At 41.6% G+C, this 13,594-nt stretch carries 15 protein-coding genes and 2 pseudogenes; 14 read left to right on the top strand and 3 right to left on the bottom strand.

Features of this window, described 5'->3' with window-relative positions:
• The first annotated feature begins 264 nt into the window (after positions 1 to 264).
• Both HU824_RS17655 and HU824_RS17650 read left to right on the top strand, forming a co-directional pair.
• Positions 265 to 627 (top strand): hypothetical protein, encoded by a 363-nt coding sequence (locus HU824_RS17655; protein ID WP_176469557.1) that lies wholly within the window; start codon positions 265 to 267, stop codon positions 625 to 627.
• Between the two features lie 36 nt (positions 628 to 663).
• Positions 664 to 1,311, top strand: coding sequence for a hypothetical protein (locus HU824_RS17650; protein ID WP_176469556.1), 648 nt, complete (start codon positions 664 to 666; stop codon positions 1,309 to 1,311).
• A gap of 110 nt (positions 1,312 to 1,421) precedes the next feature.
• On the opposite strand, the pseudogene HU824_RS19895 reads toward HU824_RS17650, so the two are convergent.
• Positions 1,422 to 1,601: pseudogene (locus HU824_RS19895) on the bottom strand (tyrosine-type recombinase/integrase); the annotation flags it as partial.
• A gap of 279 nt (positions 1,602 to 1,880) precedes the next feature.
• Here HU824_RS19895 and HU824_RS17640 point away from each other — a divergent pair.
• From HU824_RS17640 to HU824_RS17630, 3 genes are read left to right on the top strand one after another with little or no spacing between them, the layout of a single operon-like run.
• The gene (locus tag HU824_RS17640; protein WP_176469554.1) at positions 1,881 to 3,110 is read left to right on the top strand and encodes a site-specific integrase; all 1,230 of its coding nucleotides are present in this window, start codon (positions 1,881 to 1,883) and stop codon (positions 3,108 to 3,110) included.
• 13 nt (positions 3,111 to 3,123) lie between these two features.
• Positions 3,124 to 4,368, top strand: a complete 1,245-nt coding sequence (locus HU824_RS17635) for a site-specific integrase (protein ID WP_176469553.1) — start codon at positions 3,124 to 3,126, stop codon at positions 4,366 to 4,368.
• Positions 4,365 to 4,739: a hypothetical protein gene (locus tag HU824_RS17630; RefSeq protein WP_087342104.1), complete on the top strand. Its 375-nt coding sequence runs from the start codon at positions 4,365 to 4,367 to the stop codon at positions 4,737 to 4,739. Before HU824_RS17635 ends, HU824_RS17630 begins: the two co-directional genes overlap by 4 nt.
• A 343-nt stretch (positions 4,740 to 5,082) precedes the next feature.
• Here HU824_RS17630 and HU824_RS17625 read toward each other — a convergent pair whose 3' ends face one another.
• Together HU824_RS17625 and HU824_RS17620 are read right to left on the bottom strand one after the other, a co-directional pair.
• Entirely contained in the window at positions 5,083 to 5,388 is a 306-nt protein-coding gene (locus HU824_RS17625; protein ID WP_005776632.1) for a helix-turn-helix domain-containing protein, read from the bottom strand.
• A gap of 43 nt (positions 5,389 to 5,431) precedes the next feature.
• Positions 5,432 to 5,743, bottom strand: a complete 312-nt coding sequence (locus HU824_RS17620; RefSeq protein ID WP_176469552.1) for a helix-turn-helix domain-containing protein — start codon at positions 5,741 to 5,743, stop codon at positions 5,432 to 5,434.
• Between the two features lie 796 nt (positions 5,744 to 6,539).
• Between HU824_RS17620 and mobA the strand changes: the two genes are divergently transcribed.
• The 9 genes and pseudogenes from mobA to HU824_RS17575 form a co-directional block, all read left to right on the top strand.
• Positions 6,540 to 6,962 (top strand): conjugal transfer protein MobA, encoded by a 423-nt coding sequence (gene mobA, locus HU824_RS17615; protein WP_176469551.1) that lies wholly within the window; start codon positions 6,540 to 6,542, stop codon positions 6,960 to 6,962.
• A gap of 282 nt (positions 6,963 to 7,244) precedes the next feature.
• Entirely contained in the window at positions 7,245 to 7,811 is a 567-nt protein-coding gene (locus tag HU824_RS17610) for a Crp/Fnr family transcriptional regulator (RefSeq protein WP_176469550.1), read from the top strand.
• 99 nt (positions 7,812 to 7,910) lie between these two features.
• The gene (locus tag HU824_RS17605) at positions 7,911 to 10,220 is read left to right on the top strand and encodes an outer membrane beta-barrel protein (RefSeq protein ID WP_136011485.1); all 2,310 of its coding nucleotides are present in this window, start codon (positions 7,911 to 7,913) and stop codon (positions 10,218 to 10,220) included.
• Between the two features lie 34 nt (positions 10,221 to 10,254).
• A complete protein-coding gene (locus HU824_RS17600) occupies positions 10,255 to 10,812 on the top strand; it encodes a hypothetical protein (RefSeq protein WP_176469549.1) in 558 nt (185 codons plus the stop codon).
• A gap of 552 nt (positions 10,813 to 11,364) precedes the next feature.
• The gene (locus HU824_RS17595) at positions 11,365 to 11,781 is read left to right on the top strand and encodes a hypothetical protein (protein WP_121737376.1); all 417 of its coding nucleotides are present in this window, start codon (positions 11,365 to 11,367) and stop codon (positions 11,779 to 11,781) included.
• Position 11,782: 1 nt separating this feature from the next.
• Positions 11,783 to 12,235 carry a hypothetical protein gene (locus HU824_RS17590; protein WP_025076950.1) on the top strand — a complete coding sequence of 151 codons (453 nt, stop codon included), beginning with the start codon at positions 11,783 to 11,785 and terminating at the stop codon, positions 12,233 to 12,235.
• A 14-nt stretch (positions 12,236 to 12,249) separates the two neighbouring features.
• On the top strand, positions 12,250 to 12,543 hold the full coding sequence (locus tag HU824_RS17585; protein ID WP_176469548.1) for a hypothetical protein: 294 nt from the start codon (positions 12,250 to 12,252) through the stop codon (positions 12,541 to 12,543).
• An 82-nt stretch (positions 12,544 to 12,625) separates the two neighbouring features.
• Positions 12,626 to 13,141, top strand: a complete 516-nt coding sequence (locus HU824_RS17580; protein WP_136011484.1) for a GNAT family N-acetyltransferase — start codon at positions 12,626 to 12,628, stop codon at positions 13,139 to 13,141.
• Positions 13,142 to 13,146: 5 nt separating this feature from the next.
• Positions 13,147 to 13,470: pseudogene (locus tag HU824_RS17575) on the top strand (GNAT family N-acetyltransferase); the annotation flags it as partial.
• Positions 13,471 to 13,594: the final 124 nt, after the last annotated feature.

Genomic DNA, 13,594 nt, shown 5'->3' with positions numbered 1-13,594 from the left:
GAAGACTCTTCTACCATGTTTTTATAAACCGGAATGTTAAAACAAAAATATTTTCTTGCGGGCATTTTTATTTTATCGGCTGAAAAACAGCCGATAAAATTGTCGTGGCGGAAAATAGAATGATTACAAAACACCCAATTTTACATTCTTGGGTGTAAAATTGGGTGTTTGCTTTGCAATTTGCTGATTTTCAGCGTTTATTGCGGAGAGACAGGCACTAATCTCACTATCAAAACAGACTCTTGCGAAGTAAACGGCATATTTATGTTAGATACAGGCTTTGACGGAATATTGGCTGTAAATCCGGGATTCAGCAAAAGCAATAATCTCCCTGAAATCCTAAAACGCATTGGCAATAATTCTTCTACTGACGGAGGGGGTAAAAAAGGCAATTCGGTATTAGCCACTGCGCCACGTTTGATTTTTGCCAACGAATCAATGCCATTGCTTCCAATACTATTGGATGTAAATTCGCCACAATCTGATTGGCGTAAAACTTTCAATGGCATTATTGGTTACGATATGCTTAAACGCTTCCGTATGATATGGGATTATGAGAACATGACAATTTCTCTAACTCCAGGATTTGATTATTTCTCGCCGGTAACATCTGTAAATCGGCAATAATTTACGTTTACTGAGTAAATTCAGTTTTTAGAAATCATGAAACTAAAGATATTCCTTAGTTCGGTGTTTTTGTCGATAATAGTCCAATCGGTATGTGCAGAAGATTACTTCACCCATAACCGTGCTGCCTTCAGCGGAACCCTTACATCATCATATTCATATTCACTTGAGGCATCGTACCACTACATGTTCTGCAAGTATATCGGAGTTGGTGGAGCGGTTGGCTATTGGGCAAACTGGTATGAGGACGGTTGGGCTTCTGGGAGCGACTGGAATATTGACGAAGACAACAATAAACCTTCGAACCTCTATTTGCGACCCTCTGTCGTTTTGAAATCGCCATGTATAAGACTCAAGGCAACGAAATGGTCTCTATATGCGGAGCCTGGTACCATGCTCAATGTGCCATACCAAAGAGTATGTATTGAGAAAACTCAAAATCCGATGCGGACTGATTATGACTACATCAGTACAAACAAAGGTCAATGGTTTGCCATAGATTTGCGACTTGGCATAAATATGGATATAGGACCATGTGGTTTCAGTGCGGGATATATGATGTCAAATCTCGATATTTACAGCCAGTACAGGCATTTGTCTTACAATGGCACCTCATTTGAGAAATTCTATCCCAAGAAGTCATTTATGCTGGGTGCATACCTTATGCTATCATATAACTTCTGAACTTCACAGCTTTCTCATACTTATAAGCCAAATCCGGAGCAATACTGCCGAGGATTTGGCTTATTCATATCTGAGAGGTATGAGGAATTTCTCACAAACAAGAATATACCTTACTTGAAAATCTCGTCCACGCGGTTTACGGCGTCATCTTTCTTCTGGTCGATGATTTTCGCATAAATTTGGGTCGTGGCAATGTTCTTGTGACCCAGCAGCTTGCTTGTCGTGTAGAGGTCAACATCGAGCGTCAGCATGAGGGTCGCGAAGGTGTGGCGGCTCACATGGAAAGTGATAGGCTGTGCAAGGAAAAGCGGACAGGTGAAGATAAAACGTAAACCGTTTGAAATGAGCTTTGTTTCAGCATTCTGCCAAGTGGAGAAAATGCAAATAATAACGGAATATTGTGGTTGTTCAGTTACCAAACCGTTAGCCGGGCAGTTACCGAAACGGGAATAGGTAACGGCAGGCAATGAAAAGAAACCCTCACCGTTTTGTTTGCGCTCATACACAGTGTTTTGCATATCAAGGAACGCTTATATGGCAAGTAATTTTGCACTAAAAAATATAAGCGTATGAAAGTAGAAAAATTCAAGGTGTTGCTCTACCTCAAAAAGAGCGGACTGGACAAATCGGGTAAAGCCCCGATAATGGGAAGAATCACCGTGAACCGCACGATGGCACAGTTCGGATGCAAGCTGTCCTGCACGCCTGAATTGTGGAATCCCCGTGAAAGCCGTCTGAACGGCAAGAGCAAGGAAGCGGTGGAAACCAATGCCAGGATTGAAAAACTGCTGTTGGCGGTAAACGCCGCATTCGACAGCCTTGTATCCCGTAAGGTCGGTTTTGACGCCACCGATGTGAAGAATCATTTCCAAGGCAGCATGGAAACGCAGATGACTCTCATGAAAATGACAGATGCAATCTGTGACGACATTAAGGCACGTATCGGCATAGACCGTGCGAAAGGGACTTATCCCGGTTATCACTATATGCGGCTGACACTCGGGGAATTTATCGAAACCAAGTACAAGGTCAAGGATCTGGCTTTCGGACAATTGACGGAACAGTTCATCCACGACTATCAGGCTTTCGTCACGGAAGATAAAGGCTATGCGATAGATACCGTCCGCCACCACCTTGCCATCCTGAAGAAAATCTGCCGCCTTGCCTACAAGAAAGGGTATTCCGAGAAATGCCATTTTCAACATTTCGCCTTGCCCCGGCAATCAGAAAGGACACCACGTGCATTGAGCCGCGAATCGTTCGAAAGAATCCGTGATGTGGAGATACCTTCGTACCGAAAGACGCACATACTGGCACGCGACCTTTTTCTGTTTGCCTGCTACACGGGCGTGTCATACGCTGATGTGGTTTCCATCACGGACGAGAACCTATACACGGATGACAACGGATCATTATGGCTGAAATACCGCCGAAAGAAAAACGAACATCGGGCGAGCGTGAAACTGCTTCCCGAAGCGTTGGCACTACTTGAGAGATACAAGGACCAAAACAGGGAAACGCTCTTCCCGGTAATCCACCACCCGAACATGAAACGGCACATGAAAGCGTTGGCTGCACTGGCAGGCATCAAGGATAACTTGTGCTATCATCAGGCCCGCCATAGTTTTGCTTCGCTGATAACACTCGAAGCGGGTGTGCCGATAGAGACCATCAGCCGAATGTTGGGACATTCCGATATTTCCACCACTCAGGTCTATGCCCGTGTCAGCCCGAAGAAACTTTTCGAGGACATGGATAAGTTTATCAAAGCTACCGAAGATTTTCAATTAACACTTTAATACATAAAACGATATGCGAAGCACATTTTCATTGTTACCCTATATCAACCGCAGCAAGACAAAGGCTGACGGAACGACTGCCGTACTCTGCCGTATAACCATTGACGGAAAACAGACCGTCATCAGTACGGGAATTTATTGCCGACCGGAAGACTGGAACGGCAGGAAGAACGAGATAAAGTCCGCAAGGGAGAACAGCCGTTTACGGGAATACCTGCGGATAACAGAGGAAGCCTACAATGAGATATTGAAATCGCAAGGCGTGGTCAGTGCGGAGATACTGAAGAACCATGTCGCCATGAACAACATCCATCCGACCACCCTCCTGCAAATGGGTGAATGGGAACGGGAGCGGTTGAAGAAACATTCCGAGGAAATAGACTCCACTTCTTCCTATCGGGCTTCAATGTACTACCAAAAGTACCTGACGGACTTTCTTACGTCCATCGGTAAAAAGGACATTCCTCTTGAAGAAGTGACGGAGGATTTCGGTAAGTCCTACAAAGCCCACTTGAAGAAATGCAAGAACTTCGGGGTTTCCCAGACCAACCATTGTTTGCGTTGGCTGAACCGACTGTTGTACCTTGCAGTCGATAAGGAGATTCTCCGTGTGAATCCCTGCGAGGATCTGGAATACGAACCAAAGCCGGAAGCAAGGCACAAGTACATCAGCCGTGAGGAGTTCAAGAGAATCCTTGCCACCCCGATGTATGATAAGCGTCAGGAGCTTGCAAGACGGGCTTTCATCTTTTCGACCCTGACCGGACTGGCGTATGTGGATATAATGCTCCTGCATCCACATCATATCGGGACGAATGCGGATGGTAGGCGGTACATCCGCATCAACCGCAAGAAGACAAAGATGGAGGCGTTCATCCCCCTGCATCCCATAGCGGAGCGGATATTGTCACTGTACAACACGACCGATGACGAGAAGCCCGTGTTTCCTCTTCCCAACCGTGATGCCCTATGGTTTGAGGTTCACGAGTTGGGAGTAACCATAGGGAAAGAGGAAAACTTGACCTATCATCAAAGCCGGCACAGCTTCGGAACTTTCCTGATTTCAGCGGATATACCGATTGAGAGTATCGCCAAGATGATGGGACACTCCAATATCAGGACGACACAGGGATATGCACGGATAACCGATGATAAAATCTCCAAGGACATGGACAAACTGATGGAACGGAGAAAGGAAGTATCGGCTGGCGAAAAGACAAACAGCATAGATAATCAATATCCAATCAACTCATTATGAACAGGGGAATCATAACAATCAGCGAAATGGGTGCTGTCATTATGCCGACCGCACCTGTATGGATGACCAAGTTTGAGATTGCCGACCTGTTCGGAGTGTTCTCATGTGATGTCCACAAGGCGATTCATTCCATCTACAAGAACAAGGAACTGAATGAAGCCGATACAATGCGATATATCAGACAACTGGACGGTATCAGTTATGACGTTTACAACCTTGAAATGGTCATAGCCGTTGCATTCAGAATATGCAGTAAAGAAAGTATCCTGCTCAGACGGTTTGTAATAAGTGAAATCTGCGCCATCAAGAGAGAGGCTCCGATTACATTACTTGTTTCCTATGGCAGAGGCAATAACCTATGGTATAGTTGAAGACTATTCCGTCAGTCACTCGTTCCCGATCCACAGATGCAAAGGTAGCGTATGGCTTTGACGGCAGAGGCAAGGTCAGGCGGTGATGCCGTTTCAGGCAGAATCTTCCTCAAACCTGTTTGAGTGTATTCAGCCTGAAAACCTTGTCACTGCCTGCCATACGCTTGAAGAGCATCCGGCAACGGAAACAAGCGACTGACGGAAAAATCAGGAGATAGAAAGGAACGGCTTACAGACGAAGTGGAATATTGATGCTTCATCCGTAAGCCGTTCCTTTTTTTGCCGAAAATCCATTGCTGACGCAATCACAGGGCAGACGGCAAATTGCGCTCCTTCAAGAAAATCATGTGCCTGTCAGCCGGTAGGCGGAGCGGTAGCCGTCATTCAGCATCCTTTCGATGTCGGATTCACGGTAGAGGATTTTACCGCCCAACTGGATATAGGCTATGCGCCCTTCGTTACGGTAGTCCTGAAGCGTGCGGCGGCTCACTTTCAGCCGTGCCGACACTTCCTTGTCGGTGAAAAAACGCTCGCCGCCCAGTGTCGGGCGGTAGTTGGCGGTCAGATGCTCTACATTGTCAAGCAATCGGTCAAGACTGCCCATGAAGTGGATTATCCACTCGTTGTCTTTGTTAATCAGTTCGTTCATTGCTGGGATTTAGTGGAATTATTGTTGTTACTCTATTCGGTTATCAGATTGTCCTGCCTTTGAACCTTGCTTCTTTTCTCCTGTCCTCCACGATAGAGACGATACGTTTCACATCTTCGGGACGGTAGTAGGTCTTGTGGTTTATCTGCGAGTAAGCCAATGTGCCGTTATCACGAAGCGTCTGCAATGTTCGTGGGCTGATGTTGAGCATCCGGCACACGTCCTGATTGTCCATCCACTCGCTCATTCTCTTTTCCCCGTGCCGATGGCAGATGGCATCTATACGGCGGACGAAGCGGTCGAACTTGGCGACCATCGCCTCAAAGGTCTTTCTTTCGATTGATACGATTTCCATATTGTCTTTCTTTTAGTTGGTATTGTTTCTTTTGCCGCAAAGGAATATATAATCTGCTGCTCTGCAATGGATTTGCCGAAAGTGGCAGCGTGTTGCGCCGATACGGTAGCCATTGTCCGTGGGTATCATACAGAAACGGTTCTTTTCGCATGAATGCTGTTCAAACAGAAAGGCTGACTATTTCACAATCCGCTTATTTAATAGTTCTCTGTATAGTTGTGTGGTGAAACAAAGTTTTGGTCGTTTGGAGAGTGACAACATTACGTCATGAAATCATTAAATCAATGTATCATCAAATTGTCAGACAACCATTGTTTGATTTTCCTCAATACTCGTTTGGGCAGGTATTCAACAAATCCTTTTGATCAGTATTTGAATTTCTCTATTCTCATGTACTCAGATCTTTCATCTTTTGAATCATTGTTTGACTAAATAAGGAAATGATTGAACCTGCATTTCGATAAGTGGCTGCATATTGCGTCAATAGGTAGCCATTGTCCGGTTCAAACCACTGTCCGATACCGTGTTAAGGGCGTAACTTTGCACCCGAACAGTGAGGAATACCCGGATGAAGCGACTTGGAGTTTGAAAGGTGTTTTCCCAATCCGACAAACGGAGGATTTTTGTGTCCTCAAAGACACAGCAAGGTATATTTTCAGTTACCCGAATGCTTCCGAGTAACTGAAAATCCCGGTACTGCCGTGGGCAGAATTATCCTCCGCAGTCGGATAATTTCAAGGTTCCTTAATCAAAGATTAAACAATGGACAAGCCATAAAATTAAAAGAATAAGAAGAATGAAAAAAAAGAGCAAGTACGGGAGAAATCCCAAATTGAACCCAAAGACGCACTGCGTGATGGTGCGCTTCGACGATGTGGAATGGAACAGATTCCTGACGATGTACGAGGAATCGAACGTGTATGCGAAAGCCGTCTTTCTCAAAGCGCATTTCTTCGGGCAGAAGTTCAAGGTGCTGAAAGTGGACAAGACGCTGGTGGGCTACTACACCAAACTGTCGGACTTCCATGCCCAGTTCCGCGGTATAGGAACCAATTACAATCAAGTCGTGAAGGAATTGCGCATCCATTTTTCGGAGAAGAAGGCGATGGCGTTGCTCTACAAGCTGGAGAAACATACCATCGACCTTGTGAAGTTGAGCCGGGAGATTGTGGAACTTTCAAGGGAGATGTATGTCAAGTGGGAACAACAGAAGGAATAATTCCATACCACACTAAGCGCCCGCAGATACGCAGCCCGGTGAATGAACGATATCCGTATGGCAATTTCATTGCTGACCATATTATCATCGGGCGACCGGGTTTTCAATTCAAGGATGAAAACCGTACGAAAGGAATGAAAATATAGAATTTTCATTGACCTGAAAAGTCATTTGGAGTGAAATTCGTTCCAAATGACTTTATTTCTAAACAAGATTGAAGGCTGGTCGGATTAAATTCTGTATCTTTGCAGATAGTTATAATACTGATGATTAAAATGTAAAATGGCTAATTTCAACCCATATATAGATAAGATTGATATGGATTTTTGGCGTGAACTTTGCACCAAAGAGGGTAAACTATGCCATTATAAAAAAGGGGAGTATTTTCTTCATCGTGGAGAAAGAACTAAATATTTCGGTTTCATTGAATTAGGATATTTCAAATATACTATAATTGATACAGATGGAAACGAGCATATCACAGGTTTGGCATTATGTAATACCTTAGCCGGAGATTTTTATAGTTCAATTCGAAATGAATTGTCTTTGGTTGATCTTAAAGCAATGACTGATTCAGATGTATGGGTTTGTAGTACCAACTTTCTTAGGCAAATACTAAAAGAAAATATAGAGTTACGCTGTTTTATAGCAGAAGAATTATTCCGCCAATCTCATGGTCGTTATCTCAACCTCTATCGACAATCACCCAAAGAACGATATTTGGAACTGATAGAACGCTGTCCTGATTTACTGCAAGATATAACACTCAAAGACTTGGCATCATATCTGCAAATCACGCCGACATATCTTAGTCGTATCCGTAAGGAAATTACTTTTGGCAAGGAATAATACTCTCAAATAAGTGCCTGTAATGCAACTCTCAAAATAGTTTGAGAGTTGTTTCGTTTTATACCCGTAATTTTGCAACAAAAAAAACTTGCAAATCTTATGAGAAGATTAAGTGCTATTTTTCTAATGTTATGCAGTGCTTTATGTTCCCCAGTATGGAGCCAGCACACAATAAAAGGAGTTGTTAAAAACAAGGAAACGCAGCCCATATCCGGTGCAAGCATAATAATACATTTATTACAAGACACGCTGAACCATAAAGGATGTATAACTGATGATAACGGACAATTCATCATCGAGAAAATAGAATCCGGCAAATACAGCGTTGAAATATCATTTCTCGGTTATGCAGACTACCGACAGGAATTAGTATTAGACCAATCTCTTGATTTAGGGGAAATAATATTGGCTGAAAATAATATGATATTGAATGAAGTCGTAGTGGCTGCAAGCATGGTCAAAAGATTTGCTGATAAAAAAGAATATAAACTTACCAACATAGAAAAAAAGCAATATAGCAGTGCTTTGTTGGCATTGGAACACCTGCCCAAAATACAGGTTATTGATTATAATGTAAATTCAGTCGATGGAAAGGCTGTCAAGATTCTTATAAACGGCATACCGTCAACGCCGACTGACCTTTCTGTGATTTCTTCCGAAAATATTTCTAAATTAGATTATTACACCCAACCGCCTATCCAATATTCCAACATGGGGTTGGGTGCAGTAATCAATGTTATAACCAAAGAAAAACACAATGGAGGTTCTGTAGGCATCAATACCCAAAATGCTGTTACTACCGGATTTGGTAATAATGCAATGAATTTCAAATATAACTGGGGTAATTCACAGCTTGGAGTAACATATAACATTAATTACCGCAACTACAACAAACGCATATTGGATGAAGATATAAGTTATGCTGTAGAAGGCACAATTTATCAAAAGCAAAAAAATGGCAAGAAAAGTCCATACGCATATGAGCAGCAAATGGCTGAAATCAGTTTCAACAACTCCAAATCGGACAACTACATCTTCAGCACCAAACTCTCATTCAATTCCCTGAATCGCAGACGCTCTTCCGCTCAGGATATTATATCTACCGTCAATGATAGGATATTTGAAAAGATTGGGCAAAGTTCTGATAAAGACAAATACATTAGCCCTGTATTGGATATGTATTTCAGCAAAACATTTAATGCCAGGCATGAGTTGACGATGAACCTTGTCGGGACTTACTACAAATCTGATTATGATTATCAATATTCCGAGTTGAGCGATGGGTTGACTGACTTTGAAACGGCAACAGATATAAATCTCGACAAGTATTCGCTTATCGGAGAAGCCATATATAACTACAATATGAAGACGGCACAGTTATATGTCGGTTCCCGGTATATGCACAACAACAGTACACAGCAGAATCTCTCTTCAAACAATCAGACACTGACGAATGAAATCTATTCTTATATAGGAGCTACAGGTATGCTTGGAAAAAAAATCAATTATAGTGTCAGTGCCGGAGTAAACGGAAATATATTTACCACAATAGATAACAAGGAATACAAGTTCATTTATTTCAGACCACAAGTAAAACTTGGCTATTTCATAGACGAAAGTTCAGACTTGACATTCAATTATGAAGTGAATACAGACAACCCTGCCGTTTCTTCATTGACATATAATCCTTATTACAAGGATGCCAATTATCTGTTTGCTGGTAATCCGAATCTAAAGCCAAGCAACAACCATGATCTGTCTTTGTCATATTTCAAAGGCTTTAAGAAATTTGTTCTCAATGCAGAAGTCGCGTACTCTTATGACAAAGATGCCATAGCTCCAGTTTTTCAATCAGACGATACGAATATCATTGAGACATTCGGAAATTTGGATAATGCACAGAACATGAAAGCCAGCCTGTTTTTACAGTGGTATCCATTTTCAAATAATATTTTACGACTAAGACTGTATTCCGAAGTATTCCACCAAATCAACGTTTTTGGAAACGAAAAATGGAATCATACAGGATACTCTTTTATCCCATCCATAAATTTAGCTTACAAAAAATGGGGCGTTTCGGTATTCTATCAGACTGAAAAGAAATCTCTTGTAGGTCAGACAATGAAAACAATTCCAAGTATGGCAAGCGTAGAAGTGTCGTACTGTCCGATTAAAAACCTCACTTTGACAGGAGGAATAAGATATCCATTCTATGACTCGTGGAAACAGACAACATCTGTATCAGGGACATCACTCCTACAACGAACTGAAACAGAACGCATAATCAATAATGCCAATATGGTCTATATCAACATTGTATATAATTTCACATTCGGCAAAAACAAGCCCAACTTGAAATTAAAAATGCAAAACAAAGACAATGATTCAGGAATACTTAATAGATACTGATTTATTCTTCAAAAGATATTATAATAGCAACAATATGAAAAAGAAACTTACCCTACTTGCGTCAATCATCGCCTGCACCCTTCTCAGCCTCACCTCCTGCGAAAAGCATGACGGCATCAACTACCTCAAATCCAAATGTACAGCCGAACTGAACGGACAAACGTACATTGACCAACAACCTTACACATATATATTTGGTCCGACGCACCCCACACCTTTTTTGGAATATAGCCAATATGAAGCTACGTTTGAAACCTATCTAAGTACAGAGAGAGGGGGCAAGATTGCCTATATTGTGAGAATCAATCTGTTTGTGGATATACCGGAAGAATTTTTTCTCCAGCCGCAAACGATAGAAAAGATAGATATAGCAGATGCCGATGCCCTGATTTCGTATCGGGATTACCGCCAGTATTGCAAGGACAACAAAGTGTCATACGCCACAGTGAATGGCGAAGTGATAGACGAGGGTACTTTCCAAATCACTCCCTACAACAAGACCGAAGGGCAAATCTACTGCACTAACGGCAATGGTACATTTACTTTACAGTTCAGCGAAGGAACATTAAAAGGAGAATTCTATTTAGAATAACATAGAGATACATATTAGGAATGTCCGTAATCTATATGTGAAATACAACCTCTATTTATAACCTGGGTACAGTGATAATTGTTTCATTTTCTTGACTCTGCTAATAGTAATTGGCTTCGTGCCTGATACTCATAGGGGGAGAGTGTTTTTTCTTCATAAAGTTACGCATAAAAAGTGGAATATGGAAAAGTAGGGCAACGATATTGATAGGTAGGCGTTTTAGGCAATATCCTCAAAAAGCATGAAGGCGATAAAAGCCTATTTCAGTCAGGTTAGGACTTCGCTACGTTACTTGTCCGTAACCATACGGAAGATGAACTTTCCGACTGCTTGCAAAATGGCGAAGATTGCTATTTTATAGTGAGTTCCAATTGCCTCCTATCTACAAATCACACCGACCTATCTTAGCCGTATCCGTAAGGAAATTGCTTTTGGCAAGGAATAATACTCCCCAATATGTGCCTGTAATGCAACTCTCAAAATAGTTTGAGAGTTGTTTCGTTTTATACCCGTAATTTTGCAGTAGTATTTAAAACTAAAAAATTGGATAATATGAACTATCAACTTAAATTGTGGAGCATGATATTGCTTCTAAATATTGGACTATTGGCAAGTTGCAGTGATGATGACAATGATTCTGAGCCAATATTGGCCGCTTCGGAACTGTTGCAAACAACCTGGAATGCTTGTGTTTGCGATTATGACGCGGATGGAAAAGAGGTCGTAAACGAAGAGTATCTGATTGTGGAATTTCTCACTGAGACTCAGGGTAAAAGTATCAATGGTGAAGGTAGCGGTGATCCTTCTGCAGTATGGGACTTATACTATTGCATAGATGGTAGAATCATTACTTTTAAGAATAGTGCTTTGGTAGGCAATTGGACAGTTATTGAAAAGTCCAAGAATCGCATTGTACTTCAGTCTTATCGTCCGGAAAAATCAGTGGCGGCATTGACCAAACTGCATTGATATGATGAAAACTTTTAGAAATGCACAAACCGCAATAAGAGTAATAGGCTGCTGTTTATTCATCTTTGTGGTCTCATGTAAGCAGGCTTCGATGCTGCATCAGGAAAACGGTTGGTATCTTATCACAGACGGACAGAAGGATAGTCTTGCAAGCAGGCCGATTGTAACCGTCAAGGATTTTGCTGCGATAGAACTTGTTTCTGATGATTATGGTCTCCGAGCTATATCGGGAAGTGTAAATAAGCAGAAACAAAAAGTCTGGGCAGATGCTACAGAACAAGCTATTGGGCAACGGATAGGTTTTGTATTTAATGATACAGTTATTACCGCCCCGATGGTCAATGCAAGAATAGAAAGCGGTACTTTTCAAATCAGTCCCCCGCACAGGCATGATTTAGAACGTATCTTTGAGATTCTACAAAAAGAAATTGAGACATCAAGGTTGGAACATTAAATATTAACTATAAAATGGGGACATTAGGCTGTGTGAGCGATATGCTCCAGCGAGATAAGGAGAACAGGGCACTGTGCAAGATAGGGCGTGAGCGGATGAAGGAAACTCGTCGCCGATTGCTCGAAGTAAGTGTCTCCTCTCCCTCCTCCCACCTCTCGTTGGAACAATTGGAGGATATTCGAAAGAATACATTGGAAAAGGAGGAATTGGAGCGTAAGAAACTCAATAGAGCCTTTTTAGTCATAGGCTGCATTGTATTGGCAGGCCTTCTCTTTCTTTGCTTATTTATTACCTGCCAACTAACGTAAGTTCCACATCGGACAAACGGGCAAATCCACGAAGAATTTTGGCGTTAGTGAAAGTCGCAGTAATAAAACAAAAGGAATAGATATGGATAAATGCAAAATAAGACGTTGGCTTAAAGATGATTTTTCCACTTTGGCTAAATATCTTAATAATAAAAAGATATGGGATAATTGCCGTGATAGTCTGCCATATCCTTACTTTGAGAGCGATGCGCAACAATTTATCCGATTCGTTTTAAATCAAAGCGAACAAAATAATTATTGCATCGAAGTAAATCAGGAGGCTGTCGGCAACATAAGTTTTTCTCGTGGCATTAACGTGGAACGCTACAATGCTGAATTAGGGTATTGGCTTGCCGAACCTTATTGGGGTAAAGGGATTATGACTCAAATGTTAGTACTTGCTATTCGTAGCTATTTTTTTCATACAGATGTGATACGTGTTTATGCAAATGTTTATGCTGGTAATATGCCATCAATGAGAGTATTAGAGAAAATAGGATTTCGCAAATGTGGCATACATCGTAATGCCTATTTCAAGAATGGGAATTTTTTAGATTGCCACTGTTATGAATTGCTAAAAGCTGATTTTAGGATATGAATATTATGATACGCAAATTAACACAAGATGAATATAACAATGCTGCCGATTTGTCCTATCAAGTATGTATGGAATGTGGCAGGAATGATTTCACCCAAGAAGGTATCGAAACCTTTAAAAGTTTCGTGTATGACACATCGTTGATGAATGCACTTGACATATATGGAGCTTTTGACAAGCATTTATTGATAGGAATAATTGGTGTACATCGGGAAAAGCAACATATATCCCTCTTCTTTGTCTTGCCGCACTATCATCGGCAAGGAATAGGAAAATCGCTATTTGATTATGTGATGAGTGATTGTAATTTTACTTATATAACAGTTCATTAGTGTCCCATAAAAAATAGGGACTAGTTAAACATTAAATAAATTTGGCCCATTTGGTCCGAAACGGTCTTTGTCATATTGAAATTTAGTTTTGTCGAAGAGGTCTTTCAAGTGCGTTTTGTCA

The sequence above is a fragment of the Bacteroides sp. L10-4 genome (assembly GCF_013373675.1).
Lineage (GTDB): Bacteria > Bacteroidota > Bacteroidia > Bacteroidales > Bacteroidaceae > Bacteroides > Bacteroides muris.
Note: the sequence above shows the minus strand (reverse complement) of the source record. Positions and strands in the feature narration are given on the sequence as shown.

Excerpts from the sequence above, each read along its gene's own strand:
- HU824_RS17655 (WP_176469557.1), top strand. The coding sequence starts at position 265 with ATGTTAGATACAGGCTTTGACGGAATATTGGCTGTAAATCCGGGATTC.
- HU824_RS17650 (WP_176469556.1), top strand. The coding sequence starts at position 664 with ATGAAACTAAAGATATTCCTTAGTTCGGTGTTTTTGTCGATAATAGTC.
- HU824_RS17640 (WP_176469554.1), top strand. The coding sequence starts at position 1,881 with ATGAAAGTAGAAAAATTCAAGGTGTTGCTCTACCTCAAAAAGAGCGGA.
- HU824_RS17635 (WP_176469553.1), top strand. The coding sequence starts at position 3,124 with ATGCGAAGCACATTTTCATTGTTACCCTATATCAACCGCAGCAAGACA.
- HU824_RS17630 (WP_087342104.1), top strand. The coding sequence starts at position 4,365 with ATGAACAGGGGAATCATAACAATCAGCGAAATGGGTGCTGTCATTATG.
- HU824_RS17625 (WP_005776632.1), bottom strand. The coding sequence starts at position 5,388 with ATGAACGAACTGATTAACAAAGACAACGAGTGGATAATCCACTTCATG.
- HU824_RS17620 (WP_176469552.1), bottom strand. The coding sequence starts at position 5,743 with ATGGAAATCGTATCAATCGAAAGAAAGACCTTTGAGGCGATGGTCGCC.
- mobA (WP_176469551.1), top strand. The coding sequence starts at position 6,540 with ATGAAAAAAAAGAGCAAGTACGGGAGAAATCCCAAATTGAACCCAAAG.
- HU824_RS17610 (WP_176469550.1), top strand. The coding sequence starts at position 7,245 with ATGGCTAATTTCAACCCATATATAGATAAGATTGATATGGATTTTTGG.
- HU824_RS17605 (WP_136011485.1), top strand. The coding sequence starts at position 7,911 with ATGAGAAGATTAAGTGCTATTTTTCTAATGTTATGCAGTGCTTTATGT.
- HU824_RS17600 (WP_176469549.1), top strand. The coding sequence starts at position 10,255 with ATGAAAAAGAAACTTACCCTACTTGCGTCAATCATCGCCTGCACCCTT.
- HU824_RS17595 (WP_121737376.1), top strand. The coding sequence starts at position 11,365 with ATGAACTATCAACTTAAATTGTGGAGCATGATATTGCTTCTAAATATT.
- HU824_RS17590 (WP_025076950.1), top strand. The coding sequence starts at position 11,783 with ATGATGAAAACTTTTAGAAATGCACAAACCGCAATAAGAGTAATAGGC.
- HU824_RS17585 (WP_176469548.1), top strand. The coding sequence starts at position 12,250 with ATGGGGACATTAGGCTGTGTGAGCGATATGCTCCAGCGAGATAAGGAG.
- HU824_RS17580 (WP_136011484.1), top strand. The coding sequence starts at position 12,626 with ATGGATAAATGCAAAATAAGACGTTGGCTTAAAGATGATTTTTCCACT.